We start from the raw sequence: 26,173 nt of genomic DNA, 5'->3' as shown, positions 1-26,173 counted from the left end.
TTACTCATTGTTTTCTTGTACCGGTTCATCAAACAAATTCGTACAACTTTCTGGCTGACAACCAGCAAGCATGATTGCTTTTGGTAAGCTTGCATACATGTTTGTTAAATGTTGTTCAGCAGGGTGTCGGAAGTCCCAGTATAAAAACTGTTGTGTTTGTTGTTTTTTGAAGTTTTGATAAAAGTGACTCTGCTTTTGCTGTGCTTGAAGATCAGGAGTTGCATTTTTGCGATGTTCATGTGTTCCAACAGTTGTCATTAGCATCATCGGTTCAGTTTTATCTTTTTTATTTAACCAATCATTTTGTTTTTCTAAGAGCACATAGTCATCAAACCATAACGAAGGGCTAGCAGCAATGTATCGTTGAAAGCTTTGTGGCTGAGCAAATATCGTATGAAGTACAAATAACCCACCAAATGAGTGTCCAAATAGGCTTTGTTGTTTCGTATTTACGTTGATTCGTGACTCGATTTCAGGTTTGAGCTCTTTTTCAATAAATTGAAAAAATTGATCTGCTCCTCCGTATTTGTATTTAGCTTCAGATTGAAATTTTGCAGAAGTTTTCGGAGTGTAGTCTAAAGCGCGTTTTTGAACATCAAATGTACTTTGATTGGGATAGCCAATCGCGACTACAGCTACAGGACTTAAACCTAATTTATTCGCGCCAGCACCAACAGACTTGGCTATGTTAGCTGCACTATCAAATGAGGCATTACCATCAAGAAGATAAAGTACCGGAAAGCCTTCTTGTGGGATGTTTATAGTAGGTAGGGCAACTTGGATTAAATATTCATGTGAAGTGTATTTAGACTTTAATATAAAGCTTTGTTTATTTTCAGTCTTTGTAAATGAATCATTTATTTTTTTATTCACTAAAGTTGGTTGGGCAGATGCTGAATGAATACTTGTTATGATAGCTAAAGCCAAAATACTAAAATGTTTGAGCATGATTGAGTTCGCAACGATAAAATCTAAAAGAATTTAATATATAATGAAAATCATTATCGATAAAGAATGTTTATAAAAAAGAGTTAAAACTCATCATGTTTAATGCATGAAAGTATTGCTATACTAAGCCGAATAAACAATTCAACGATGAATTGTAATCCATTCTTATAGATGATTTTGCTGAGGCTGCATTCAATGGTAAACGATGGACAAAACACATCGACTTCACTTAATTTAGAACAAATTCGCGACGATATTGATAGTGTTGATCAACAAATCCAAGAATTACTTAACCGTCGTGCTTCTTTAGCTGAAGCTGTAGCGAAGGCAAAGTTTGCAGCTGAAGATAATCCATTGTTTTATCGTCCTGAGCGTGAGGCGCAAGTCCTTCGCAAAGTGATGGAGCGCAATCAAGGGCCACTTTCTGATGCGACAATGGCTCGTTTATTCCGTGAGATTATGTCTGCTTGTTTAGCACTTGAAGCACCGCAAAGTATTGCTTTCTTAGGGCCTGAAGGGACTTATACACACTCAGCTGTATTAAAACATTTTGGTAAAGATGCAGTCGTTCGTCCATTGCCAACGATTGATGAAGTATTCCGTGATGTTGAAGCAGGTGGAGCACATTATGGTGTTGTACCTGTTGAGAATTCTTCTGAAGGAATTGTGAACCATACCCTTGATTGTTTTAAAGCATCAACTTTAAATGTCATTGGTGAAGTGGAATTACGAATTCATCATCAATTTTTAATTTCTGAAAATACGCGTAAAGATAGTATTAAGCAGATATATGCGCATCAACAAACATTAGCGCAGTGTCGCAAATGGTTAGATGCGAATTATCCGGGTGTTGAGCGTGTTGCTTTAAACTCAAATGCGGAAGCTGCGCGTCGTATTCGTAATGAATGGCATTCAGCTGCAATTGCATCTGATATTGCAGCAAGTATGTACAATCTTGAGATTTTACATAGCAATATTGAAGATAATCCCGAAAATACCACACGTTTCCTTGTGATTGGTCGTGAGAAGATTCCACAAAGCGGTAATGATAAAACGTCATTACTCATTTCTGCACATGATCGTGCAGGCGCTTTATTGGAAATTCTTGCTCCATTTGCTAAACATCAGATTAGCTTGACCAGTATTGAAACACGTCCTGCTTTACCTGAAAAATGGGCTTATGTGTTCTTTATTGATCTTGAAGGTCATATTGATCAAGCAAATGTTGCTGCGGCCTTAGATGAAATTCGTCCAATGGTGAAAGAACTTCGTGTACTCGGTTCTTATCCAATCGCAGTTTTGTAATCAATTTTTATCACATAGCTAGATGAGCTATTCATCTAGCTATCCCAAAGTCGTCTTATTGGGCAAATCTCTTTTATGTCTGAACCATTGTTTAAAAAAGTTGCATTTATTGGGCTTGGGCTGATTGGTTCTAGTCTCGCTCGTGTGATCGTGGCAGAAAAATTAGCATCTGAAATTGTTGCTTCAACACGTTCAAAAAAAACCTTAGAAGATGCCAAAGCATTAGGTCTCATTCAAAATGGTTACGCAACACCTGAAGAAGCAGTCCAAGGCGCAGATTTAGTTGTTTTAGCATTACCAGTTCGTGCAACACAGAAAGTGCTTGAACAGATCAAGCCTTATTTAGTTGACCATGCAATTATTACTGATGTGGGTAGTACTAAAGGTAATGTCGTAGATGCTGCAAAAGCAGTATTTGGTGATGATTTACCCGTTGGATTCGTTCCAGGTCATCCAATTGCTGGTGCTGAGCATACTGGTGTTCATGCGGGTAAAGTTGATTTATTTGCCAATCATAAGGTGATTTTGACACCGTTGCCGACCAGTGCTGATTGGGCAGTTGAGAAGTTGATTCAACTTTGGTCTGCGGCAAAAGCAGAAGTCATTTGCATGGATGTGAAAAAGCATGATGAAGTGCTTGCTCATACGAGCCACTTACCACATCTCATGGCATTTAATCTTGTTGAGCAGCTTGCAAATCGTGAAGATAATTTAGATATTTTCCGTTATGCTGCTGGAGGTTTTAGAGACTTCTCCCGTATTGCAGCAAGCGATCCGCAGATGTGGCACGATATTTTCTTTGCCAATAAAACTGCAATTTTAGAAGCCGTAAATGGTTTTGAACAACAGTTGCTTGTTTTAAAGAAACTGATCGAACAAGAAGATTCTCATGCATTGATGGGCTTGTTGGGTCATGCTCAAGCAGCACGTCAGCATTTTAACCATATGTTAGCCAAAAAACCTTTGATGGAGAAAAACAAGGTGACACAGCAATTTACCATTTTGCCAGGAAAGAAAACATTTACAGGTAAATTCACCGTGCCAGGTGACAAATCTGTGTCACATCGCTCGATCATGTTTGGTGCGATTGCTGAAGGCACAACACACGTTACTGGTTTCTTAGAAGGTGAAGATGCACTCGCTACACTTCAAGCTTTCCGTGACATGGGGGTAAGTATTGAAGGGCCTAAAAATGGTGAAGTCACGATTCATGGTGTGGGGATGCAAGGCTTAAAAGCACCTGCAAGTGCCTTGTATATGGGCAACTCAGGTACGAGTATGCGTTTGCTCTCGGGGATGTTGTCAGCGCAAAAGTTTGATTCTGTGATGACTGGTGATGCATCATTGTCTAAACGTCCTATGGAGCGTATTGCTAAGCCTTTACGTGAAATGGGTGCACAAATTCAAACAACTGGTGAGAAAGGTACTCCACCAGTCAGTATCACGGGAAGCCAAGCATTAAAAGGTATTCAGTACGATTTACCTATGGCTTCGGCTCAAGTGAAATCGGGTATTTTATTGGCAGGTTTATGGGCTGAAGGTGAAACTTCAGTTACAGAACCAGAACCAACACGTGATCACACTGAACGCATGTTACGTGCATTTGGTTATGATGTGAAAACCGTAGGTAATAAAATCTCACTTGTTGGGGGTGGTAGGTTAGTTGGTACAAATATCCAAGTGCCTTCTGATATTTCATCAGCAGCATTCTTTATGGTTGGTGCTGCAATCACTGAAGGTGCCGATGTGGTGCTGGAAGCTGTTGGAATTAACCCAACGCGTACAGGTGTCATTCAAATCCTAAAACAAATGGGTGCTGACCTAACTGTTGAAAATGAACGTATTGCAGGCGGTGAGCCGATTGCAGATATTCATATTAAAGGTTCAAGAACATTGAAAGGCATTCATATGCCAGAAGATCAAGTACCATTAGCAATTGATGAATTTCCAGTATTGTTTATCGCAGCAGCTTGTGCTGAAGGTCGGACTGTTTTAACAGGGGCTGCTGAACTTCGAGTTAAAGAGTCAGATCGTATTCAAGTGATGGCAGATGGCCTGAAAATCATGGGTATAGACTGCACACCAACTGAAGATGGAATCATTATCGAAGGTAAAGGTAAATCTGGTGATTGGTCTGCAATTTTCGCGGGTGGCGAGATTGAATCGCATCATGATCATCGTATTGCGATGAGCTTTAGTATTGCGGGCTTACGTACTTCGGGTGAAATTATCATTCAAGGAACTGAAACGGTCGCAACAAGTTTCCCTACATTTACTGAGTTAGCAAACACTGCTGGTTTGGATTTACAGGTAGTGGATCAATAATCTAATTTTGTAAAGCTAAAGGCAGCAATTCATGTATTGAGTTGCTGCCTTTTTTATTTATGGATTATAAAACTAGATGTTTAATTGATCATTAAAGCTCAAAATCACTCGTTTTTAGATGTACATATCTAATTGGGTCGAAATTTGTCAATTTAGTAAAAGAAGTTAGACAATCAGCTAATCAATTAAAGACAATTGTATATATAATAATTCTTACCGTACGAGTCGGTTTTACTCTGTGATCCAGAGCTAAAAACATAAAAATTAGAGGGAATACCATGAAAACGTTGCAATTCATAGCAGATTGCCCAAAACATGGGGTGGTTGATCATCCACCAAATGAATGCTATATCACTCAAGAATATGTTGCTGCGCTATTGTATAAACAATTAGAACAATATGGCTTTGATGCACATCATATTCGTCATGAACACGAAAAAATTGAAGTTCGTATTGATAATCATCAATTACCTCTTTCTATCCTTTGTTCTGAACAGGATGCTGAAGGGCATATTTTATGCGAGATTACTGCAAACCCTCAGCGTGAACTGGCTTGGTTTGAAAAAATTGAAACACAGAGTATTATTCGCCAGTTAGCGCAAGCTGTTGAAAATAGTTTAAAAGCTGAGCATAGTTTTTCTGATTTTGTATGGAAATCATAAATACGCATACCTAATTTTTTATATCAAAGTGGATAACAAGTTTGTTGATCCACTTTTTTATTAAATATTAATAAGAAATATTTATTTTTGTAGTGACATTATTTAATAAAAGTTAACAATTAAAATAATAATAATGTTTGAATTTTGATCTATTTTTTCTATTAATTTAAAAATGCTTTTTAACAAAGAATTACTCAACCTTCTCCTTTTCTTCATAATACTTTTTAAGAGAATTCATATGACCTTTATACGCACGAATTATCTAAAAGGCTTTAGTGTATTATTCATTTCCTTACTTGCGGCATGTAATAGCGATGATAAAAATACGACAAGCAACTCTTCTAACCAAAAGCTAATAGATGAAACAATTTTATCCCTACAGAATTTAAGTCAAAATTTAGTATAGCAAGAAAATCAATGTGATAGTGTTTATTCTAAAGTGATAAATGATGCGAACATTGCTGAAAAATCGGCTTTGGAGTTAAGAGCAAAGCTTAATGATACAAATAATTTAAGTATGTTCTTGGATCAGCAGATTATTCCAAAATTGACTCAGCTCACTGATGAGTCAACTACATTAAGAGCTAGATGTAATGCTCCAGATTATGACGGAACAGGGGTGAGTATTGAAAGGCCTGCGATGTTAAGAGAAATGTTAAGTGAATGGCAAGGGACTATAAATTTATTGATTCATCAAATAAATAACCCGCCAAATATGAATCCTGAAATTAAATTAGCATCTTTAACAAATACAAACATTACTGAAGCAACTTCAGCAAAATCCAAATTCAAAGATTGCTCAGATAGTTTTTGTCCAGAAATGACAGTTATTCCTTCTGGAAGTTTTTTGATGGGGGGAAATATAGAAGAACAAGAACAACAAAATGTGCCTGCCCAATCGCGACCGTATGAATTACCTCAGCATGCAGTGATAGTCGAGAAGCCATTTGCTATGTCTACATATGAAACTACTATTGCCGAGTTTCAGGCTTTTCAAAAAGAAACAGGATGGGAGGTACAAGGTTGTCGCAATTGGGAGTCACGTGATGGTGTTTTTAATATGTGGTATCGAGATGATTTAAATCCGACTAACGCTGGTATGAACCAAACACCACAAGATCCAGTCGTGTGTGTACGTCGTGAAGATGGGAGAGCTTTTGCCGAATGGTTATCCAAAAAAACAGGACAAACCTACCGCTTACCAACAGAGGTTGAATGGGAGTATGCAGCTCGTGCAGGAACTTCGACTGCCTTTTATTGGGGGGATGATTTGAATCTAGACCAAGCTTGCAAATATGCGAATGTGCTAGATCCAACTACAGTGTCCGCATTGCCACAAACGAGCTCTTGGAACTTATTCAATTGCACCGATGGTTATGCATTTACTTCGCCTGTTGGAAAGTTTCTACCAAATAACTTTGGTTTATATGATATGACAGCTAATGCACGGGAGTGGGTGGATGATTGTTGGCACTCAAATTATGAAAATGCACCTGTAAATAACCGTATTTGGGGTGAAGAAAATAACGGACAGTGTAATTTCCCTGTATTGCGTGGAGGTGCATGGATATACAACACCTATAATGCTCGAACCGCTTATCGAAATGCTTATGTAACATCACAAGCGCGTTCGATCATGTGGGGATTTCGTTTAGTTCGTGAAATTTAGTTTAGCGTCTTTAATTCTATAGGAATTACTGATCCTTTATTAATAAAAATCAGCGTAAGTTTTCACCTGAAATTTGAATAAACTTACGTTGATGGAATATTTATTTTTAAATGATCTAAGTATACTCAAATGTATTGTATGAATTAGTTCGAGAGTATAACTGTATGATGCAGTTTGATTTTTCTAAATTATCTCCCCAAGTGGTTTGGCAGCATTTTGAAACACTATGCACGATTCCTCGACCATCAAAGCATGAACAACAATTAAGACAGTATCTAAAAGCTTGGGCGGAACAGCGCAATTTGGAAACTTATGTCGATGACATTGGTAATTTGATTATTCGGAAAGCCGCCACAGCAGGTAAAGAACAAGTTACAGGTGTGGTTTTGCAAGGGCACTTAGATATGGTGACTCAGGAAAATCGCGGTACGCAACATGATTTTTTTAAAGATCCTATTCAACCTGTCTTAAAAGATGGCTGGCTAATTGCTGAAAATACCACTTTGGGTGCAGATAATGGCATTGGTGTCGCATTGGCGCTAGCGGTATTAGAATCAAATGATATTGCACATGGTCCAATTGAAGTATTGCTTACCATTGATGAAGAAGCAGGAATGAGCGGCGCTCGTTTGCTTGAGTCGGGTGTTTTAACAGGGCAATGGCTTTTCAATATTGATACCGAAGAATGGGGCGAACTATATCTTGGTTGCGCGGGAAGTATTGACCTTGAAGTGGGACAGCCACTCGAATATGAAATAGCACCTGAAAATTTGATTTATGTTGATTTGTTGGTATCTGGATTAAAAGGTGGTCATTCTGGGGTTGATATTCATTTAGGTCGTGGTAATGCCAATGTGATTTTAGCCAATTTCCTGAATGATTATTTGGCGCTTTCAAATGGTAGACTGGTTGTATTTGTCGGTGGGTCGGCACGAAATGCCATCCCACGTGAAGCTTTGGCAACTATTGCAATTAAAGCAGAGCAATTACCAGAGCTAGAAAATGCCGTTGCTGTGATACAAGCTGAATGGCAACAAAAATTAAATGGGGTTGATGAGCAGTTACAAATCACCGCACAGCAAAATACCAATCAGATAAATGAAGTGGTCACCTTGCATCAGCAACAAGCTTGGTTAAAAGCATTGACAATTTGTCCATATGGCATTGCTCAATGGAGTAGCACTTTACCCGATGTGGTTGAGACTTCGAATAATATTGGTGTGGTCAAACTGACTAAAGATGAAGCGAAAACTTTAATTATGGTTCGTTCGATGGTGAACCAAGAAGCAGTGACATTTGCAAAAAATATTCAACAACACTTTGCAAATTTCCAGATTCAATCTGAATTAACGCCGTTGGTATCGGGTTGGACACCAAACCCAGATTCGGCTGCATTGAAATGTTTGCAGCAAGCTTATCAATCTGCATTTAAGATCGAGCCAAACTTGAAAGTGATTCATGCTGGTTTGGAGTGTGGCATTATCGCTGAACATTATCCGAATTTACAGATGGTGTCGTTTGGCCCTGATATTCAAGGGGCGCATGCGCCGGGTGAGCGGGTTAAAGTGGATACCGTAGAGAAATGCTGGGCGTTGTTGGTGACAGCTTTGGAATCGATTAAATAAGCTCTCAATAAAAGAAGCTCATGAATGAGCTTCTTTTACCTTAACAGTGACCTGAAACAGGTTTTTGTTTAGTTCGATAAACTCAATTTCACAATCAATAAATTTTTCAATCATAGAGGCCTGAGTATGGGTGTGTTCACTAATACATTGTGCGGTAAATTCACCGCCTTGTCCCAATGCTAAAGGTAGTAACAACTGATCGGTTAAATACTCATCTACCGCAGCTTGAGAAGCAATATATTGCTTCACCTGTTCAGCCAAACGATTGGCAATTTGTTCTGCACTTTTGCGCATTTCGCCTAAAGCAGTAAATAGCTGAATATGTTGCTGATGTTCAACTTTGACATACACCGTATTACCTTGGCTAATGCCATTCAAGTGAAATAGCTGTTGTGTATCTAGTTTAAGTCTTTTGTTTAAAGTCGCTAATTCCCGTTGTGCAATTTGTGCTTCTTCTGAAAGATTCAAGACGGCTGCAAAAGCCTCCGTGCCTTGTAAAGCGCCACGATCTAATAAATTTAGCTTGTTTCGATGTTGCCAAGGCTGAATCTTGATTTGAATTTCACCAGCACCAATCGGAAAGAAGCCTGCTTTATTTAACTTAAATTCGGTTTCTATTCCGATCTTTGTGAGCGTAGGCAAAAAGCAATGCTCGATAAAATCAGCTGTCGGTGCAAGCGGATTATGAGTACCGCCTGTGATTGTGAGTTCACTGGCTCCATCTTGTAATAATAAAGCTGGTAAGAGGGTTTGCAAAACCAGTGTTGTGCTTCCTGCCGAACCAATCTGGAATTGGTATTTTCCACTTTGTACATGCTGTGGTGCAAAGTATAAACGCTGGCTATGTAGTTCAGCACCTTCTACATAAGCTTGGCTGATGTGTTGAGATGCCTGTACACAGACTAAATGCTGACGCATTAAACCTGATTTTTTACGCCCAGCACGAATATTGATTAATTCAAATGCCTGACCCGTAATCATCGAAAGGGCAAGGGCAGTTCTTAAAATTTGTCCACCACCTTCACCTTGTGAACCATCAATCTGGATGGTCGCTGGCATATTTGCCAAAGCTTTATTCACTTCTATTTTCCTTATTTTCTAATTTAATGAACATACTGTCAGTACATGGTAATGCGAAGTAACGCGTGACTTTGCTTTTGGCAAAGGTTTACTAGGTACATGGTGCTGAGCCTAATCAGTGAAAATTGATGCACGGCTCACATGCTGCCATAGCCGCCTGAATTATTTTCAATCCCTCAGATCGGAGTAATGCAGGATCTTGTACTCGCCCAGTATGTCCAAACTGGTATTGTGAAATGATTTCACAAAATCTTTTGATGTCTATTCAACTAAATCAATCTGCCAATTGGCAGCCTGAATTTTGATATTTAAATCGCGTAGTTTCGCGCTGATATCATCGGCTTGTTTTTGCAAGCTAGAAACAGGGATAACCTTCTTCCATTTGATCTCACGTGAGCTGTAACGATCAGGCTCACGATGGGTATTGGCGATCGCATCAACGAGAATCTTATGCTGTTCAGCATAACTATCACGCAAGCTTAATAGGGACAGCAGAATTTTTCCATCTTCCAACTTGGCTTGCGCATTGGTCAAATGAATACGACAAATCAATTGATTGCTTTCTTGGGTTAAAGCAAATACCTGTTTAATAAGTTCATTTGGATCTTCGCTTGGTTCATCACCATCTTGTACCAATACATTTGCATTGATCCGTTGTTTTAATGAAGCGAGCTTTTTTTGTTGATCGCTTCGCAGTAAAAGTGCTTCTGCGAGTTTCATCTTTTATTTTCCTAAAAAATTTATTCTTTAATCTGTTGAGCTGGCAAGTAGCAAGCAGCCTTTATTTTGCTCTGGTGAATAGATGGTTAAGCACCAATTACCCCACCATTCTCGGCCAGGTTCAAAATAATCATTCCATTCAGAACTTTCTTCCCGACCACTACCTGGGTAGCCAACCCAATCATATATTTCACAGTCTTTCTCCGTAAAAAGGCATAGCTGCAAGAATGCTCGGAAGAATGCTGCCCGATGAGACGGGGCAAGGGTTGTTCCATATGGTGGATCAATGATTGCGTCTAATAAGATCAAAAACCAATTATGTCCAGAAAATAAATCGGGTCTGTCCAAACGATCAAGATTTATAAGGCTGCGATCTAGTTGCTCTATGGCCAGTGAGTTCAAGTCTAACGTTTTTTCCAACGCTAAACTGTCACAATTCAATAGCATCTGTTGATGAATAGCCAGCGTATTCGAAGATTCCGTTTGATGTATGACATCAAACAAAAAAACTTCAAATACGGCTTGTATGGCATCAAGATCAGATTGTAACTCTTTGGTCTTCAAATGATCTAATTGGACAAACATATATGCACCTTCTGGTTGTGCTCAGGTATTTAGCCCTTAACACACACCACTTGTCGTAAGGTATACACCACTTCAACCAAATCCTGTTGTGCTTTCATGACATCTTCAATCGGTTTATAAGCCGACGGAATCTCATCAATCACAGCAACATCTTTACGGCATTCAACTCCTTCAGTCTGCGCAATTTGATCTTCTACGGTAAAGCGTCGTTTTGCTTCAGCACGGCTCATTACACGACCTGCGCCATGCGAACATGAACAGAACGATTCCTGATTTCCAAGCCCACGAACAATAAATGACTTAGCACCCATTGAACCAGGAATAATTCCATATTGTCCAAGTTTGGCGCTGACAGCACCTTTACGAGTGACCATCACTTCTTCGCCGTAATGCTCTTCCTTTTCCACATAATTATGATGGCAATTCACTGCTTCAAGCTTGGCATTAAATGGTTTTGGAATAATTGTTGCTAAAGCTTTGATCGCGGCTTGCATCATAATTTCACGGTTTTTCATGGCAAAGCGTTGTGCCCAACCGACAGCAAACCAGTAATCATCAAAATGATCTGTTCCTTCAACTAAATATGCTAAATCTTTATTGGGTAAGTTAATAAAGTGTTTCTGCATATCTTTACGTGCTAGCTCAATAAAATGATTACCGATGGCATTACCCACACCACGTGAACCTGAGTGCAACATAATCCAAACATGATCATGTTCATCCAAACAGATTTCCACAAAGTGATTTCCTGTTCCTAAAGTTCCCAACTGCTTTCGGTTGTTTGTATTTTTTAAGCGAGGGTGCTTGGCACAAATCAATTCAAAATCTGAGACTAAATTAGCCCAAGCTTGATCTACCATTTCAGGTGGATTTTCCCAAGAACCTCGATCTCGTCCACGGCCTTTGGTCATTCCATGTGGAATCAAACGTTCAAGTTCGGTTCGTAAAGCATGTAAATTATCAGGTAAATCCGATGCGGTTAAGCTAGTACGTGTGGCCATCATTCCACATCCGATATCGACACCGACCGCAGCAGGGATAATTGCACCTTTAGTTGGAATCACACTTCCGATTGTTGCACCTAAACCAAAATGAACATCAGGCATAACAGCCATCCATTTATAAATAAAAGGCATTTGCGCGGTTTGTAGTAATTGTTGTTTTGAGTTGTCATCAACAAGTACTCCGTTGGTCCACATTTTGATCGGCATACTTTTTTCATTTTGAAGAACCTGATAAGCACGTTGTTGCTGTTCTTGTTCAAATTGAGCTTGTTGGTTGATTTGTTCAACGACAGACATTTTCATTTTCCTTTCAAAGCCTGCCTGCCAAGCGTTTGCAGGCAGGTGATATTCACAATATCCCAATGATGTTGTATGATTATATTATTGCAGTGAGTGTGCCAACTTTTTTAAGAATATGGAGATTTTAATTTAATCTATTGATATTTATTAATAAAATTTAATATTTAAACAGAATTATTCATTTTGATAATGAAAGTTTTAATAAATAAGATATAAAAAAATATATGTATTTATCTTAAATTCTATTTAATAACCCGCCGCATTTTTACCAGTTCGAGCGAATTGTTGTTCTTTTTCAATTTTTAACCACAAAGTATTCTTGGTCGAAATGTGCGTTAGGAGGGATAAGCTGTGATTTCGATAGCTTAGAATTGCTTTCATTTTCTTTCGTTTACGATTTAAGGTCGATGGTTTTTCAAAATAGCCATATCTTTTTTTATACCAACGAGTAGCTTGTAGGTGGTAATGCTTTTGATTGAGTAAATATAAGGCTTGATCAATGTCTTGATTGTCTTGAAGATAGACTGTAATGGACATGCTTTGCGTTTTTTAGACTGACACCTGTCTTTTAAGAAAAAGAGCTGTATAGGTCTTTGTACAAAGACATGCTATAACCATAGCAAAATAGAAATAAATTGCCAATTCCTATGAGTATTTTGCGTTATTTACTCTCGATTCTTTTATTTATTACTGGGATATTTTGTCTTATAAATTTTTTAGTAGACGATTTTAATCTTATATTTCTAGCGATAAGTTTGGTCTGTTTTCTGCTTGCTTATTGGGTAAAACCAAAACGAGAAAGCCATCGCCATCGAGATAATGGTTGGAATTGGCTAGATTTAATTGATTTTCCTGTAGAGATTATTTACTGGATCATCACTTTACCATTTCGCTTGTTACGAGGTCTGTTTGACTTTTTATCTCCAGACATCCCTTAATTAAAATGCCGTATCTCATTTATTTTGGATTTACTTTACTTAGTTGTCTTGTCGCATCTAACGTAAATTGATCAAAATCATCAGCTAAATAGAAATTGCCTTGATAATATTGATGGACTTCATCAGCAATCGCTTGCTGTCCAGCACAGTCTTGATGGCGTGGGCTAAAGTGTGTCAGGATCAGATTAATTAGACCTTTTTTTTGAGCAAATTCTGCAACGATTTTTGCGGAACTATGCATTGGGACTGACCCAACTTTATCTAAAACTGCTTGTGTGTATGTGGCTTCATGGATGAGTAATTGCGCTGTCTGGCATGCTTGGGCGAGTAGCTCTGGTTGATCATTGTCACCACCGACAATGGCGTGAACACGATTTCTGAGAGTTTGAATAAAATCAGCCGCTTTTAATGTTTGCTGATTAAACTCAATATCTAAACCTTGTTGTAAATTGCCCCAAGCTTTGCCTTTTGCTACGCCGAGTTGAATTAAAGCTTATGTATCTAACTTCTTCTGAGTGTATTGCACAATAATACTAAATGCAAAACTGGGTACGCGATGACTGAGTCGATGGGAATGAATCGAAAGTTCATCAGTTATTTGCTGTATTTGAGTTGCCTCATTTACATCAATGAAATTAAGCGGGTAGGGTAAATACAGATCGGTCAGCTGGGCTGTGATTTCATCCATTGTTGAATTTCTTTGGGGGCGATAATGGTTAAAGATGCGGTACGTGCATTCATACCTGCACTCGCCAATAAACCAACTAATTCATAACAGTGATCGCCGTGAACATGAGTAATGCAGATCGCAACTAGGTTTTGTAATGAGAGTTTAGCCTGTTGAATGCGATGCTGTGTGCCTTCACCAGCATCAACTAATATCCAATCTTTATTCTTGCTATTACGGATCGCTAAAGCTGAGACGTTGCGTGTCAGTGTGGGTGTACCTGAAGATGAGCCTAAAAAAGTAAAATGAAGCATCTTGTTGGAATTTTTTTAATGAAAAGGTCATTGTATATGAAACTATAAAATTTTATAGAAAATGATGTGCAAAGATCATAAGATCAATAAAAAGATTTAAGGGCATAGCCTCGAATGAGTAAACTAGGATGTGTATGTGGTCATGTGATTGTTGATCAGACAGATCAAATTCCATACAAAGCTTCTTTTATTACTGATGTTGATTTATTTGATTTTTATGATGCAGTCGATGACACGATGAATACTTCTTTAAATCATAAAGAGACATTTTCTGAGCAGATTATAGATAGGTTTATAAGATATTCTGCAGATATGTATGAATGTACGCAATGTGGGCGATTATGGATAGGTATTGGAAATAATCAGTTTAAGGCTTTTCTTCCTGAATCAGGGAAATATCAAGCTATTTTAAATATTCAACATGATAGATTTAAATGAATAAAAAAAACGTTGTAATTGGTTTTGTTGGTTCTACTTTGGATCAAGGGAAACGTCCCGATCGTTGGCAGCGTTGGCGTCCAACGTTGAGTCTTCTAATGCATGAAGATCTGATCGTGGATGAACTGGTACTAATACATGATCGACAGCATCATAATTTAGTCAAATTTATTGCTCAAGATGCTCAGAGCGTGTCACCGTCTACTACGGTGTCGGGTCAGCGAGTAAGTATCCGAGATCCTTGGGATTTTGCTGAGGTTTATGGTGCGCTATATGACTTTGTGAAAAGTTATTCATTTGATACCGAAAAAAATAACTATCTTTTGCATATCACCACAGGCACGCATGTTGCTCAAATCTGTTGGTATCTCTTAGTTGATGCCAATTATTTACCTGCCAAACTAATTCAAAGTGCGCCAAATCAACAAAAAACACCCGAAGGTGAATATCGCATCATTGATCTTGATTTGTCTCGCTATGATGTTCTTAAACAGCGTTTTGAAGATGAACAGCAACAAAACTGGCAACAATTGAAAGCCAATATTTCAACCTATAACCATGAGTTTAATGAGCTGATCACAGAAGTTGAGTTGGTTGCGACACGTTCCAGCGCGCCGATTTTGATTATGGGCGCAACAGGTGTAGGTAAATCCCATCTAGCCAAACAAATCTTTCAATTAAAGAAAGATAAGTTTCATTTAAGTGGGCGTTTTGTTGATGTGAACTGTGCGACGTTGCGTGGTGATAGTGCTATGTCGAGCCTATTTGGTCATATCAAAGGTGCGTTTACAGGGGCAGCAGCTTCACGGACAGGATTATTGAAAAGTGCCGATCAAGGTATCTTGTTTTTGGATGAAATTGGTGAGCTTGGACTAGATGAACAGGCGATGTTGCTTAAAGCGCTTGAGGATAAATCCTTTTTTCCTGTCGGAAGTGACAAAGAGGTTCAGGCCGATTTTCAATTGATTGCAGGAACGAATAAAGACCTGAGAGCAGAAGTGCAAGCAGGTCGTTTTCGTGAGGATTTATGGGCTAGACTAAACACATGGACTTTCTTTTTGCCGAACCTAAAAGATCGAATTGAAGATATTGCTCCAAATGTTGAGTTTGAATTACAACGCTTTGCTGTGAACCATCAAAGACAATTACGTTTTCAACGTGATGCACTCGATGTGTATTTAAAATTTGCTAAATCAAGAGAGGCATCGTGGCAGGGAAATTTCCGTGATTTAACCGCTAGTGTGACAAGATTGGCGACATTATCCAGCGGCGAGTTAATCCGCTCAGAAACGGTGGAAAAAGAGATTCAGCGTTTAAAGCAGTTGTGGTCGCTTCAAACCACACAACATCAATCTAATAAAGATATTTTACTCAAATATTTAGATCAAACGCAGTTGAGCGAGATTGATGAATTTGATCAAATTCAACTACGAGGAGTGCTTCAAGTCTGTGAAAATTCCAAGTCGATGGCAGATGCTGGACGTCAACTGTTTGCTGTTTCACGCCAGCAACGTAATACCACCAATGATAGTGACCGAGTCAAAAAGTATTTGGCTCGGTTTGGTTTAAATTGGAGTGATTTTCAATAGTTATTCAACAGGATGATTTCTTTTGTTCTTAGATTGGCTCGATAGAAACTCTAAATTCCATAGTTTTTCAGCATGTCGACCAATCCACCAGAACGAGGCTGCGAGCACAATAAAGAAAATTGCTTTATGCATTCCATTCCAGAAAAACTCAAAATATTTGGTATAAAGATTTAGAAATAAAAAGGTAATACCAAAGCCACGAGATGTTGCATCATCATGTTTTAAACCATATACGATTGCAATAATTGCAATAAAACCAAATAAGATGCCCCAGTGTAAGAGTTCATATTGTTTAACACTGTACCAACTATTCAAGTCGCCATAATTTCCAAAGATCGACAGAATCCATAATGCAATAAATAAATACAGTAATCCCATCACGTAAGTTGAGTGTGCAAAGTTTTTAAAGTAAGTATATCGTTTAAACAGTAAACTCAAGCCAATCAGTACTATGCCGAACATGACGAAGCGTAAAGGAAAATTCATGCCTAGATAGTATGCGCCCCAACCTGACATATAGCCTGTCTCTGCACCGAACCATGAACCTAAGGAGAGAAGTGAAAAGACCCAAATGAGTTTGGATGGAAACCAAAATGCGAGTGCAGCATAAATGACAGTGGAGAGTAAAAATAATAAAGAAAAATGCCCGCTGCCCGTGTCGATTGCTTGTCCAAAATAAGCAACAGAAGCTGCAGTGGAAATTACGCCAGCAAAAATAATGGCCTCATTACTAAATTGATGTAATGGTTTTGTTTTGCGTCGACGATAGGCAAAAGCATAAAAACCAGTTGCCACGCCAGCAAAAATCAGACATGGGATGATCTTTGAGTCAACGAATATTCTCGCAATCAAATCTAATAAGAATTTATCGGCAGTGATTGCAGCAATTGCTATGACTGCACAGATCATTGAAATCCAAAAAGAATATTTAGCTAGCCGTTCCCAATCAAAGGAGCGAACAGAAAAGCTATTTTGTAAATCCTTTGCAACATCAGGGGTGATCGTACCTTGTTGTTGCCAATACTCAATGGTTTGCTTTAAAAAAAGTCCCTGTTTTTTATTTAACTTCATATAGAACCCTAATGCCTATTCATCTTTACTGATATAACAGACATCGGATTCAAAACAAGTATACTTTTTTTAATAATTTGTTGTTAATTCTACAGTTTTAAAAAGCGAGAAATAACTTGTCTTAATTGCTTTAAATAACCCGTAAAGAAGTGGTTAGCACCTGGCAGAATAGTAATTGGATGCTTTTGTGGTTTTGCCCAAGCGATCATGTCTGAAAGCAACGTAATATCATCTTGTTCACCATGAACAAATAGAATATCTCCGTCAATTGCTGGCGTTTTATAGTGACGTAGGTCTACGACTGAACCTGTTGGTAATCCACATAGAATTATTTGTTTTGGGCGTAAGTCTTCACTCAACTGGGCTTGGCATTTCGCTAACACATGAGAACCAAAGCTGAAACCACCTGCGTAGAATGTTAAGCCTGCATGCTTTGAACGTGCGTATTCAATGACAGTCATAATATCATCAGTTTCGCCGTGTCCTTGGTCATGCGTGCCTTCACTACCTGATAGACCGCGAAAACTAGGGCGATAAACAACGCAGCCCATTTCATTAAATATCTGAGCCAATAGGACGGGAACTTTGTGGTGAGGTGTTCCACCTTGTAAAGGATGAGGGTGGCAGACGACAGCAAAGCCAGTAATTTCACCTTTGGGTTGATCTACAAACATTTCGATTTGACCAACAGGACCTTGGATGAAGATTTGCTCAGACATAAGATAAATAATGAATAATGGAAGAATCCACTATTTTACCGATAATGATCAATGAAAACACGAATTGGCATTAAAAATTATCAACTGTTATAGTTTCACTAAGATAAATTGATATTGATTGAATATGCTTGCTTTAATTTCTCCAGCGAAAACACTAGATTATGAAACTGCTTTACCGACAGACACATACACACAGCCTCGTTTATTAGAACAATCACAACAATTGATAGATGTATGTCGTAAGTTATCTGCAACCGAAATCGCCGCTTTGATGAGTGTAAGTGAGAAAATTGCCAACTTAAATGTTGATCGTTTTCGTGACTGGAATGCGGATTTTGATTTTTCCAATGCACGCCAAGCTTTGTTTGCATTTAAAGGTGATGTGTATACAGGTTTAGATGCATATCATTTAAAAGATCAAGACATTGATTTTGCCCAACAGCATTTACGCATGTTGTCTGGTCTTTATGGTTTGTTGCGTCCGTTGGATTTGATGATGCCGTATCGTTTAGAAATGGGTACAAAACTAAAAAATGCACGAGGTCATAATTTATATGAATTTTGGGGAAATATGATCACGGATCAAATTAACCAAGATTTGGCTGAAATTGATGCAAAAGTATTGGTAAATTTAGCTTCTGACGAATATTATAAATCTGTGAATGAAAAGAAAATTCAGGCAGAAATTATTAAACCTGTATTCTTAGATCAAAAAAATGGAAAATATAAAGTCATTAGTTTCTATGCGAAAAAAGCGCGTGGCTTAATGGCAAGATATTTGATTGAAAACCAATTGAATCAAGCAGAACAATTAAAAGCGTTTGATAGTGAAGGTTATTACTTTGATGCCGAAAGTTCTTCAAATAAAGAATTGGTATTTAAAAGGGATGAGCAACACGCATCTTAAAAAAAGGGGAAAGGTGAGATGTTAACTAAAGAACATTTATTAAAACATGCAATCTCATCAGATCAAGTCACTATCAAAGGGCATCTGACTGAACCACGTAGTTATGGTGTTTATGCCTTACCTTTAGATGCTGATGGAACAAGACGTTTTCGTTTTGGAAATCACCCAGTACGTCAACAGGAACTTAAACATGAGTTTGGTTCCTGTAAGCTTTATCAATTATTTCTCGATCGAAAACAAGCAGAAACTTTAGCGAAGTGGTTGAATAAAGAAATTCAGTGATGGGGCTATCATGCAACAATATTTAGCGATCCTAGAAAACTCATGGTTCGATTTAGATCGACATTATCAATTTTCTGAACCGAGAAAAGTTTTTAATAAATTAATAGTTGCTTATAGTGAAAAGCATCGCGCTTACCATACAATTCAGCATTTATATGAATGTCTGGTTCTAGTTGACTCGATTCGAGCTGATTTAAATGATGCACATGCTGTTGCATTGGCACTCTGGTTCCATGATGTAGTTTATGATCCGCAAGCCAAAGATAATGAGTTAAAAAGTGCTGAACTGTTCGAGCAGTATCTGGCTCAAGATTTATCAATCGATATCATTCAGAAGATAAAGCGATGGATTATTGCAACCCAATGGCATGAGGTAACAGATGAGCTAGATTTACAGTTTTTATTGGATATTGATTTGGCGATTCTAGCTGCTTCACCAGAGCGTTTCGATGAATATGAACAGCAAATTCAACAGGAGTATGCTTGGGTAGATCCAGATGTTTATTCGATTAAAAGAAAACAAGTTTTAGCTCATTTTTATCAGGCTGAACCGCTGTATCAAACGCAATATTTTCAAAAGAATTTTGAGCAAAGGGCGAAAGGGAATTTAAAAAATATAATAGAATAAATGATTAAAACGAAGCCTTTGAGTGATAAGTGAAAGATTTAACATTAGAGATAGCTGAGGGGAAGCTTAATATCCGTGTGGCTGCTTGGATAGAATATGAAGATCAGATTTTGGTTTCTACATTTCCTGATGGAAGTATTTCTTTAGTGGGTGGTCGATTAAAGTTTTCAGAAACTACTTTAGAAGGGGTTCAGCGAGAAGTATTGGAGGAAACTGGGGAAGATTTTAATTCCCCTGTGCTTTTCGCGATTGTTGAAAACTTTTTCTATGATCCTATCGTAGATAAACATTTCCATGAATTTCTTTATATTTATAAAGGTCAGATCCAAACAAAAGCTAGTTATGTTGATGACTCTAGTGCTGCTCAAGTGATTTCATGGATGCCAAAGAGTGAGATCAAACTGCTAAAGCCAGATGTTTTAAGTGATCTTGCTTTACGATCAAGTGATCATGTTGTTCATCTTGTTAATCTCGAATCAAGATAAAATCATCATCGCATTAAAAAGGGAGCTAAAAAGCTCCCTTTAGTATTTCTTTTCTTACTTAAAGAAATAACCCGTTTCAGGCGAGCTGGCATTGGCCATACGCTTACGCGGCATACGACCCGCCAAGAATGCTTCACGACCTGCTTCAACAGCTTTTTTCATTGCAGAAGCCATCAAAATTGGATTTTGAGCCGCAGCAATCGCCGTGTTCATTAATACGCCGTCACAACCGAGCTCCATTGCTATGGCAGCGTCACTGGCAGTACCAACACCTGCATCCACCAATACAGGAACTTTGGCATTTTCTTTGATGATAGAAATGGTATGTGGATTCAAAATACCAAGACCAGAACCAATCAAACTGCCCAAAGGCATGATCGCAACACAACCCATGCTTTCAAGTTCTTGAGCAACAATCGGATCATCCGAGGTGTAGACCATGATTTCAAAACCATCATCAATCAGGGTCTGCGCGGCTTTCAGTGTTGCAGTGACATTCGGGTACAAGGTTTTTTCATCACCGAGTACTTCCAGTTTTACCAGATTGTGACCATCAAGTAGCTCACGAGCCAGCATACAGGTACGAATCGCGCTATCTGCATCAAAACAGCCAGCAGTATTTGGCAGAATGGTGTATTTCTCTGGTGGAATCACTGAAAGCAGATTCGGCTGATCGGCATGTTGTCCGATATTCACACGACGAATCGCAACGGTGACAATTTCTGCACCACTGGCTTGAATCGCTAAATCTGTTTCATTTAAATCTTTATATTTACCTGTTCCAACCAACAAACGTGATTGAAAAGTTCGTGAACCAACAATTAAAGGGGAATCTTGCATGGGCTTACTCCATTTTTAGCCGATTAGCCGCCACCAACAGCTTGAATAATTTCAATACGATCTTCAGGAGCAATTGCAGTTTGCTCTAGTCTACTTTTCGGGATAATTTGTTGGTTCTTTTCTACAGCAAAGCGTTTGCCTTCTAATGCTAGTGCTTGAATGAGTTGCTGAAGGTTTTCGCAAGGCGTGTCTGTTGACTCACCATTTAAATAGATGTGCATGAATCAATCCTTATTTCGCATGCTTGATTGCCTGCCATGCAAGCATTACCCATCCAGCAATCATAAATGCACCACCAATTGGCGTAATTGCACCTAAGATTCTAGGTAGGCCAAGTGCCATAATGTATAACGAACCACAGAAAAAGATGATGCCAATTTGGATCAAAATAAAAGAGATTTTTATGGGGAAACTAGGAGAGGTGTTTTTTAACACGCTTAAAATAAGTAAACCAATTGCGTGATAGAAAAAATACTGTGTTGCTGTACTCCACCAAGCAAGCTGCTCAGGTGTAGCAAAAGATTTAAGTCCATGAGCACCAAAAGCACCTAACATAACTGCAAGTGCAAGATTAAGCGCAGAAATTGCTATCCACATAATGAAAATGGAACTTGAAAATTGATGAACAAAGTTAACATATTCGAAGCTTTTAACAAAGCTTGATAAAACAAAAGGGCGTTGTCGCCCTTATGTTTGTCTTGATTTTAACTTGCAGACATCGCAGTTTTGATTTTTTCCATTGCATTTTTTTCAAGTTGGCGAATACGTTCAGCAGAAACGTTATATTCAGCAGCAAGTTCATGCAGGGTTGATTTGTCATCATCTAACCAGCGGCGTTGTAAAATATTACGTGAACGATCATCAAGCTGATCCATGGCCTCATGCAAAGCAGATGTGCTTTGTGCTTCGTAATCTTCTTCTTCAACTAAACGCGCAGGATCGTAACGATTATCTTCCAAATACAAAGCTGGAGCAGTATGTGGGGTATCGTCATTGTCATCGCCTTGAGCTTCAAAAGCAGCATCATAAGCAGTTAGACGACCCTCCATCTCAAGTACTTGTTCTGGAGTCACATTCAAATCATTAGCAATCGCTTGAGCTTCTTCCAGCGTTAGGCGTTTGCTTGATTTTTTAAGACTGCGTAAGTTAAAGAATAATTTACGTTGCGCTTTAGTGGTTGCAATTTTGACAATACGCCAGTTACGAATCACATATTCATGAATTTCAGCTTTAATCCAGTGAACCGCAAAAGAAACTAAGCGCACACCCATATTTGGATCGAAGCGTTTAACGGCTTTCATTAAGCCAAGGTTGCCTTCTTGAATTAAATCGCCTTGAGGTAGGCCGTAACCCGCATAACTACGTGCAATATGTACAACAAAGCGTAAATGAGACATTACCAATAATTTGGCAGCATCTAAGTCTTGATCATAATAATAACGTTCAGCAAGCTCTTTTTCTTGCTCGGCAGTTAAAATTGGAATTTGATTGACAGTACTGATATATGCACCGAGATTTACACCTGGCGCAGACAATGACAGGGGCATCAATTGATTGCTGCTGTCAGTAGTCATGGATTCTCCTTATAGGATGGTATTTAAGTCAACAATTTCATCTTAATGTGAATGTTCTTCATCACTAAGGAAATTTGAGTATAGAAATGTAAATTTATCTATCTAGTCTTTACCAAGAGTTTAGCAAAGAATCACATAGATTCAATTAAATAGTGAAATTCATTCTCTGAAATTTTTTGAGGCTGGCATTGAAGTTGCTGAATTTGGCAATATCGTGTTACATCAATTTCACTATGTGGATCAGATGATTTCAATAAATATTGTCTAGGTGCATTAGCTTTTTTCAAAGCACGTTTCAGCATCAATAATGGCATAGGGCATGGTTGTCCCATTGCATCAATGATTTCAGGTGAATGAGATGTATCTGACATAATAATTCGTGAAGCTTAATTGCAAATTATCTTAACAAACTTTTTTGTAATTTTAGAGTGGAAAATTACAGCAGAAAAACAGCTAAATTATTGAAAAAAACAGATAGAAATATTTGAAATAGTCTAAATAAATCTATTAATTGTCATAAACCCATGTTAAGCTCGATGCGTTTTAGGATGTGTTTGATATAATTTATTGTAATAAACCCTATAACAAATGGATGTAACCGGAAATTGTTGATAGTTTTACAGAATGATTACAAGCTTTAAAATTATAAAAAATTTTAAAACCTTGTTGGCTCTGCTGTTTGCAACACCGGAAGGTCCTTATCTTTCAATATCTGAGGATTGACTTATGACAGCTCGTGAACAAGGCGTAGTAAAGTGGTTTAACGACACTAAAGGCTTTGGTTTTATTCAGCGTAATGGTGGTGATGACGTATTTGTTCATTTCCGTGCAATCGTTGGTGATGGTCACCGTTCATTACGTGACGGCCAACGCGTTGAATTCAGCGTAGTTCAAGGACAAAAAGGTTTCCAAGCTGAAAACGTTCAGCCTTTAGACTAATTTGTTGCCTTAACGCAATATAAAAACGCTCCAATGTTATTTGGGGCGTTTTTGTTTATAATAGCCACTTTCTTTTGGTCATTGATGGTTCGAGAGCATATATGACATCTGGTTTTGAAACCTTAAATTTACATCCGCAGTTGAAGAAAGCAATCGATGCTTTGGGTTTTACGAAAATGACCCCGATTCAACAAAAGGTTTTAAAATATACATTAGCAGGGCATGATGCTATTGGTCGAGCACAAACAGGTACAGGTAAAACTGCAGCCTTTTTAATTAGTGTGATCAATGATTTATTGAATAACCCAGTTCAAGATCAGCGCTTCCGTGGAGAGCCGCGTGCTTTAATTTTAGCGCCAACCCGTGAATTGGCACTACAAATTGAAAGTGATGCAAAAGCATTAACCAAATTTTCAGACTTACATCTCGTAACATTGTTAGGTGGTGTAGATTTTGATAAACAAAAGAAAATGTTAGATCGTAACTTTGTTGACATTATAGTGGCGACACCGGGGCGTCTAATTGATTTCGTTGAGCAAAAAGAAGTTTGGTTGGATCGAATTGAATTTTTGGTGATTGATGAAGCTGACCGATTGCTTGATATGGGTTTTATTCCGTCAGTAAAACGAATCGTTCGTTATTCGCCATTTAAAGAGCAACGTCAAACTTTAATGTTCTCAGCAACATTTAGCTATGATGTTTTGAATCTTGCGCGTCAATGGTTATTTGAGCCTGTGACGGTGGAAATTGAGCCTGAACAGAAAACTAATAACGATGTTGAGCAGCGTGTGTATGTTGTAGAAAATAAAGATAAATACAAACTACTACAAGAAATTTTGAAAGATGAGCCGATTGATAAGGTGATGATTTTTGCGAATCGTCGTGATCAAGTACGTCGTCTTTATGATCATTTGAAACGTGATGGTTATAAAGTTGGTATGTTGTCAGGTGAAATTGCGCAAGACAAGCGCCTAAAAATGCTCGATCAATTTAAGCAGGGTAAAAATAATATTATGATTGCAACTGATGTTGCGGGTCGTGGTATTCATGTTGATGGTGTATCGCACGTCATTAATTTTACTTTGCCTGAACAGTCTGATGATTATGTACATCGTATTGGCCGTACTGGTCGTGCAGGTGCACAAGGTGTGAGTATCAGCTTCTTGTCAGAAGATGATGCATTTTATTTGCCAGAGATTGAAAAGGCGATTGGTAAGAAATTACCTCTAACACGTTTAGAAGGTTATTGTTAAGTTAAACAAAATCTATCATTTGACTTAATAAAAACATTTATAAAAAGATCAAATCATGCTGTGATTTGATCTTTTTTATTTTTAAATACAATTTAGTACTCAAATTACACAAAAGATTGAGGATTTTTTTTGATTTACTGTGATTAGTTGCTGAATTGAAATAAATCAACATGTAGAATATGGCGCATTACCTGGGAGGATATTATGGCACTCATCTCAATGCGCCAGCTCTTGGATCACGCTGCAGAACATAACTACGGCGTACCAGCGTTTAACGTAAACAACTTAGAACAAATGCGCGCAATCATGCTCGCAGCAGATGCAACTAATTCACCTGTAATCGTGCAAGCATCAGCAGGTGCGCGTAAATATGCGGGTGCACCTTTCTTACGTCATCTTATTCTAGCTGCAATTGAAGAATGGCCACATATTCCAGTGGTAATGCACCAAGATCATGGCACAAGTCCTGATGTGTGCCAGCGTTCTATCCAATTAGGTTTCAGCTCAGTGATGATGGATGGTTCATTAGGTGCTGATGGTAAAACACCAACTTCATATGACTACAATGTTGATGTAACACGTCGTGTTGTTGCTATGGCGCATGCATGTGGTGTTTCAGTTGAAGGTGAGATCGGTTGCTTGGGTAGTCTTGAGACTGGTATGGCTGGCGAAGAAGATGGTGTTGGTGCAGAAGGTGTGCTAGATCACTCTCAGTTGTTAACTTCTGTAGAAGAAGCAACTCAGTTCGTTGCTGATACAAATGTTGATGCTTTAGCGATTGCTGTGGGAACATCTCATGGTGCGTACAAGTTTACTCGTCCACCTACAGGCGATATCTTGGCAATTGATCGTATTAAAGAAATTCACGCCGCATTGCCAAATACGCATCTTGTAATGCATGGTTCAAGCTCTGTACCACAAGAATGGTTAGCGATTATTAACCAATATGGTGGCGATATTAAAGAAACTTACGGTGTGCCTGTAGATCAGCTTGTAGAAGCGATTAAACACGGTGTGCGTAAGATTAATATTGACACTGATTTACGTTTGGCATCTACAGGTGCAATGCGCCGTATGATGTCTGAAAAACCAAGTGAATTTGATCCACGTAAATTCTTTGGTGAAACAGTTGAAGCAATGAAAGATATCTGTGTTGCTCGTTACGAAGCATTTGGTACGGCTGGTAATGCAGATAAGATTCGCCCAATCTCTTTAGAGAAAATGGTTGATCGTTACAAATAATCATTTTGTAATGCAAAAATAGCGGCAATTGCCGCTATTTTTATTCTTAGAGGTGAGATGAATA

The 26,173-nt window shown here is 38.3% G+C and carries 27 protein-coding genes and 2 pseudogenes; 15 read left to right on the top strand and 14 right to left on the bottom strand.

What is annotated here, in order from left to right:
* Positions 1-948: an alpha/beta hydrolase gene (locus F959_RS10555; RefSeq protein ID WP_004879972.1), complete on the bottom strand. Its 948-nt coding sequence runs from the start codon at positions 946-948 to the stop codon at positions 1-3.
* Positions 949-1,143: 195 nt separating this feature from the next.
* Between F959_RS10555 and pheA the strand changes: the two genes are divergently transcribed.
* From pheA to F959_RS10530, 5 genes and pseudogenes are all read left to right on the top strand, one after another.
* A complete protein-coding gene (pheA, locus tag F959_RS10550; protein ID WP_004879970.1) occupies positions 1,144-2,253 on the top strand; it encodes a prephenate dehydratase in 1,110 nt (369 codons plus the stop codon).
* Between the two features lie 75 nt (positions 2,254-2,328).
* Entirely contained in the window at positions 2,329-4,578 is a 2,250-nt protein-coding gene (locus F959_RS10545) for a bifunctional prephenate dehydrogenase/3-phosphoshikimate 1-carboxyvinyltransferase (protein ID WP_004879968.1), read from the top strand.
* A 278-nt stretch (positions 4,579-4,856) separates the two neighbouring features.
* Entirely contained in the window at positions 4,857-5,240 is a 384-nt protein-coding gene (locus tag F959_RS10540) for a hypothetical protein (protein ID WP_004879966.1), read from the top strand.
* Positions 5,241-5,478: 238 nt separating this feature from the next.
* Positions 5,479-6,909, top strand: a pseudogene (locus F959_RS10535) (formylglycine-generating enzyme family protein).
* A gap of 164 nt (positions 6,910-7,073) precedes the next feature.
* The gene (locus tag F959_RS10530) at positions 7,074-8,534 is read left to right on the top strand and encodes an aminoacyl-histidine dipeptidase (protein WP_004879961.1); all 1,461 of its coding nucleotides are present in this window, start codon (positions 7,074-7,076) and stop codon (positions 8,532-8,534) included.
* A gap of 18 nt (positions 8,535-8,552) precedes the next feature.
* Here F959_RS10530 and rtcA read toward each other — a convergent pair whose 3' ends face one another.
* The 5 genes from rtcA to F959_RS10505 form a co-directional block, all read right to left on the bottom strand.
* Positions 8,553-9,614: an RNA 3'-terminal phosphate cyclase gene (gene rtcA, locus F959_RS10525; protein WP_004879959.1), complete on the bottom strand. Its 1,062-nt coding sequence runs from the start codon at positions 9,612-9,614 to the stop codon at positions 8,553-8,555.
* Positions 9,615-9,875: 261 nt separating this feature from the next.
* A complete protein-coding gene (locus F959_RS10520; protein WP_004806564.1) occupies positions 9,876-10,334 on the bottom strand; it encodes a DIP1984 family protein in 459 nt (152 codons plus the stop codon).
* Between the two features lie 27 nt (positions 10,335-10,361).
* Positions 10,362-10,919, bottom strand: coding sequence for a hypothetical protein (locus F959_RS10515; RefSeq protein ID WP_004879958.1), 558 nt, complete (start codon positions 10,917-10,919; stop codon positions 10,362-10,364).
* A 29-nt stretch (positions 10,920-10,948) separates the two neighbouring features.
* Positions 10,949-12,220: an RtcB family protein gene (locus F959_RS10510; RefSeq protein ID WP_004879957.1), complete on the bottom strand. Its 1,272-nt coding sequence runs from the start codon at positions 12,218-12,220 to the stop codon at positions 10,949-10,951.
* 249 nt (positions 12,221-12,469) lie between these two features.
* Entirely contained in the window at positions 12,470-12,760 is a 291-nt protein-coding gene (locus F959_RS10505) for a small ribosomal subunit protein bS21 (protein WP_004879956.1), read from the bottom strand.
* Positions 12,761-12,870: 110 nt separating this feature from the next.
* On the opposite strand from F959_RS10505, the gene F959_RS16925 reads away from it, so the two are divergent.
* Entirely contained in the window at positions 12,871-13,161 is a 291-nt protein-coding gene (locus tag F959_RS16925; protein WP_004879955.1) for a hypothetical protein, read from the top strand.
* Between the two features lie 19 nt (positions 13,162-13,180).
* Here F959_RS16925 and F959_RS17010 read toward each other — a convergent pair.
* Positions 13,181-14,142 (bottom strand): annotated as a pseudogene (locus F959_RS17010) (ribonuclease Z).
* Positions 14,143-14,256: 114 nt separating this feature from the next.
* Between F959_RS17010 and F959_RS10495 the strand changes: the two are divergent.
* Positions 14,257-14,580, top strand: a complete 324-nt coding sequence (locus tag F959_RS10495) for a hypothetical protein (RefSeq protein WP_004879948.1) — start codon at positions 14,257-14,259, stop codon at positions 14,578-14,580.
* Positions 14,577-16,169: an RNA repair transcriptional activator RtcR gene (rtcR, locus tag F959_RS10490; protein ID WP_004879947.1), complete on the top strand. Its 1,593-nt coding sequence runs from the start codon at positions 14,577-14,579 to the stop codon at positions 16,167-16,169. Before F959_RS10495 ends, rtcR begins: the two co-directional genes overlap by 4 nt.
* On the opposite strand, the gene F959_RS10485 is transcribed toward rtcR, so the two are convergent.
* Together F959_RS10485 and F959_RS10480 are read right to left on the bottom strand one after the other, a co-directional pair.
* Complete coding sequence (locus F959_RS10485; RefSeq protein ID WP_004879945.1) at positions 16,170-17,240, bottom strand: DUF2157 domain-containing protein; 1,071 nt, start codon at positions 17,238-17,240, stop codon at positions 16,170-16,172.
* A gap of 89 nt (positions 17,241-17,329) precedes the next feature.
* Positions 17,330-17,959, bottom strand: coding sequence for an alpha/beta hydrolase (locus F959_RS10480; RefSeq protein ID WP_004879944.1), 630 nt, complete (start codon positions 17,957-17,959; stop codon positions 17,330-17,332).
* A gap of 124 nt (positions 17,960-18,083) precedes the next feature.
* Between F959_RS10480 and yaaA the strand changes: the two genes are divergently transcribed.
* From yaaA to F959_RS10460, 4 genes are read left to right on the top strand one after another with little or no spacing between them, the layout of a single operon-like run.
* Entirely contained in the window at positions 18,084-18,866 is a 783-nt protein-coding gene (gene yaaA, locus F959_RS10475; RefSeq protein WP_004879942.1) for a peroxide stress protein YaaA, read from the top strand.
* 18 nt (positions 18,867-18,884) lie between these two features.
* Positions 18,885-19,148: a hypothetical protein gene (locus F959_RS10470; RefSeq protein ID WP_004879939.1), complete on the top strand. Its 264-nt coding sequence runs from the start codon at positions 18,885-18,887 to the stop codon at positions 19,146-19,148.
* A 10-nt stretch (positions 19,149-19,158) separates the two neighbouring features.
* Positions 19,159-19,776, top strand: a complete 618-nt coding sequence (locus tag F959_RS10465) for an HD domain-containing protein (protein WP_004879937.1) — start codon at positions 19,159-19,161, stop codon at positions 19,774-19,776.
* Between the two features lie 29 nt (positions 19,777-19,805).
* Positions 19,806-20,261, top strand: coding sequence for an NUDIX domain-containing protein (locus F959_RS10460; protein ID WP_004879935.1), 456 nt, complete (start codon positions 19,806-19,808; stop codon positions 20,259-20,261).
* Between the two features lie 54 nt (positions 20,262-20,315).
* On the opposite strand, the gene F959_RS10455 is transcribed toward F959_RS10460, so the two are convergent.
* From F959_RS10455 to F959_RS10435, 5 genes are all read right to left on the bottom strand, one after another.
* Positions 20,316-21,101 (bottom strand): thiazole synthase, encoded by a 786-nt coding sequence (locus F959_RS10455; protein WP_004653899.1) that lies wholly within the window; start codon positions 21,099-21,101, stop codon positions 20,316-20,318.
* Between the two features lie 23 nt (positions 21,102-21,124).
* Positions 21,125-21,322 (bottom strand): sulfur carrier protein ThiS, encoded by a 198-nt coding sequence (gene thiS / locus F959_RS10450; RefSeq protein WP_004879934.1) that lies wholly within the window; start codon positions 21,320-21,322, stop codon positions 21,125-21,127.
* Positions 21,323-21,332: 10 nt separating this feature from the next.
* Entirely contained in the window at positions 21,333-21,698 is a 366-nt protein-coding gene (locus tag F959_RS10445; RefSeq protein ID WP_004879931.1) for a DUF423 domain-containing protein, read from the bottom strand.
* 107 nt (positions 21,699-21,805) lie between these two features.
* Positions 21,806-22,675, bottom strand: a complete 870-nt coding sequence (gene rpoH, locus F959_RS10440) for an RNA polymerase sigma factor RpoH (protein ID WP_004879928.1) — start codon at positions 22,673-22,675, stop codon at positions 21,806-21,808.
* Positions 22,676-22,806: 131 nt separating this feature from the next.
* A complete protein-coding gene (locus F959_RS10435; RefSeq protein ID WP_004879926.1) occupies positions 22,807-23,046 on the bottom strand; it encodes a sulfurtransferase TusA family protein in 240 nt (79 codons plus the stop codon).
* Positions 23,047-23,401: 355 nt separating this feature from the next.
* Between F959_RS10435 and F959_RS10430 the strand changes: the two genes are divergently transcribed.
* The 3 genes from F959_RS10430 (at position 23,402) to fba (ending at position 26,109) form a co-directional block, all read left to right on the top strand.
* Positions 23,402-23,614 (top strand): cold-shock protein, encoded by a 213-nt coding sequence (locus tag F959_RS10430; protein ID WP_000126912.1) that lies wholly within the window; start codon positions 23,402-23,404, stop codon positions 23,612-23,614.
* A 101-nt stretch (positions 23,615-23,715) separates the two neighbouring features.
* A complete protein-coding gene (gene rhlB / locus F959_RS10425) occupies positions 23,716-24,867 on the top strand; it encodes an ATP-dependent RNA helicase RhlB (protein ID WP_004879923.1) in 1,152 nt (383 codons plus the stop codon).
* Between the two features lie 204 nt (positions 24,868-25,071).
* Positions 25,072-26,109, top strand: coding sequence for a class II fructose-bisphosphate aldolase (gene fba, locus F959_RS10420; protein WP_004879920.1), 1,038 nt, complete (start codon positions 25,072-25,074; stop codon positions 26,107-26,109).
* The last annotated feature ends 64 nt before the right edge of the window (positions 26,110-26,173 follow it).

The organism is Acinetobacter venetianus RAG-1 = CIP 110063, assembly GCF_000368585.1.
GTDB classification, from domain to species: Bacteria; Pseudomonadota; Gammaproteobacteria; order Pseudomonadales; family Moraxellaceae; genus Acinetobacter; species Acinetobacter venetianus.
Note: the sequence above shows the minus strand (reverse complement) of the source record. Positions and strands in the feature narration are given on the sequence as shown.

Bases quoted from the DNA above. Each gene is read 5' to 3' on its own strand.
- F959_RS10555 (WP_004879972.1), bottom strand. From the start codon at position 948: ATGCTCAAACATTTTAGTATTTTGGCTTTAGCTATCATAACAAGTATT.
- pheA (WP_004879970.1), top strand. From the start codon at position 1,144: ATGGTAAACGATGGACAAAACACATCGACTTCACTTAATTTAGAACAA.
- F959_RS10545 (WP_004879968.1), top strand. From the start codon at position 2,329: ATGTCTGAACCATTGTTTAAAAAAGTTGCATTTATTGGGCTTGGGCTG.
- F959_RS10540 (WP_004879966.1), top strand. From the start codon at position 4,857: ATGAAAACGTTGCAATTCATAGCAGATTGCCCAAAACATGGGGTGGTT.
- F959_RS10530 (WP_004879961.1), top strand. From the start codon at position 7,074: ATGATGCAGTTTGATTTTTCTAAATTATCTCCCCAAGTGGTTTGGCAG.
- F959_RS10520 (WP_004806564.1), bottom strand. From the start codon at position 10,334: ATGAAACTCGCAGAAGCACTTTTACTGCGAAGCGATCAACAAAAAAAG.
- F959_RS10515 (WP_004879958.1), bottom strand. From the start codon at position 10,919: ATGTTTGTCCAATTAGATCATTTGAAGACCAAAGAGTTACAATCTGAT.
- F959_RS10510 (WP_004879957.1), bottom strand. From the start codon at position 12,220: ATGTCTGTCGTTGAACAAATCAACCAACAAGCTCAATTTGAACAAGAA.
- F959_RS10505 (WP_004879956.1), bottom strand. From the start codon at position 12,760: ATGTCCATTACAGTCTATCTTCAAGACAATCAAGACATTGATCAAGCC.
- F959_RS16925 (WP_004879955.1), top strand. From the start codon at position 12,871: ATGAGTATTTTGCGTTATTTACTCTCGATTCTTTTATTTATTACTGGG.
- F959_RS10495 (WP_004879948.1), top strand. From the start codon at position 14,257: ATGAGTAAACTAGGATGTGTATGTGGTCATGTGATTGTTGATCAGACA.
- rtcR (WP_004879947.1), top strand. From the start codon at position 14,577: ATGAATAAAAAAAACGTTGTAATTGGTTTTGTTGGTTCTACTTTGGAT.
- F959_RS10485 (WP_004879945.1), bottom strand. From the start codon at position 17,240: ATGAAGTTAAATAAAAAACAGGGACTTTTTTTAAAGCAAACCATTGAG.
- F959_RS10480 (WP_004879944.1), bottom strand. From the start codon at position 17,959: ATGTCTGAGCAAATCTTCATCCAAGGTCCTGTTGGTCAAATCGAAATG.
- yaaA (WP_004879942.1), top strand. From the start codon at position 18,084: ATGCTTGCTTTAATTTCTCCAGCGAAAACACTAGATTATGAAACTGCT.
- F959_RS10470 (WP_004879939.1), top strand. From the start codon at position 18,885: ATGTTAACTAAAGAACATTTATTAAAACATGCAATCTCATCAGATCAA.
- F959_RS10465 (WP_004879937.1), top strand. From the start codon at position 19,159: ATGCAACAATATTTAGCGATCCTAGAAAACTCATGGTTCGATTTAGAT.
- F959_RS10455 (WP_004653899.1), bottom strand. From the start codon at position 21,101: ATGCAAGATTCCCCTTTAATTGTTGGTTCACGAACTTTTCAATCACGT.
- thiS (WP_004879934.1), bottom strand. From the start codon at position 21,322: ATGCACATCTATTTAAATGGTGAGTCAACAGACACGCCTTGCGAAAAC.
- F959_RS10445 (WP_004879931.1), bottom strand. From the start codon at position 21,698: ATGTGGATAGCAATTTCTGCGCTTAATCTTGCACTTGCAGTTATGTTA.
- rpoH (WP_004879928.1), bottom strand. From the start codon at position 22,675: ATGACTACTGACAGCAGCAATCAATTGATGCCCCTGTCATTGTCTGCG.
- F959_RS10435 (WP_004879926.1), bottom strand. From the start codon at position 23,046: ATGTCAGATACATCTCATTCACCTGAAATCATTGATGCAATGGGACAA.
- F959_RS10430 (WP_000126912.1), top strand. From the start codon at position 23,402: ATGACAGCTCGTGAACAAGGCGTAGTAAAGTGGTTTAACGACACTAAA.
- rhlB (WP_004879923.1), top strand. From the start codon at position 23,716: ATGACATCTGGTTTTGAAACCTTAAATTTACATCCGCAGTTGAAGAAA.
- fba (WP_004879920.1), top strand. From the start codon at position 25,072: ATGGCACTCATCTCAATGCGCCAGCTCTTGGATCACGCTGCAGAACAT.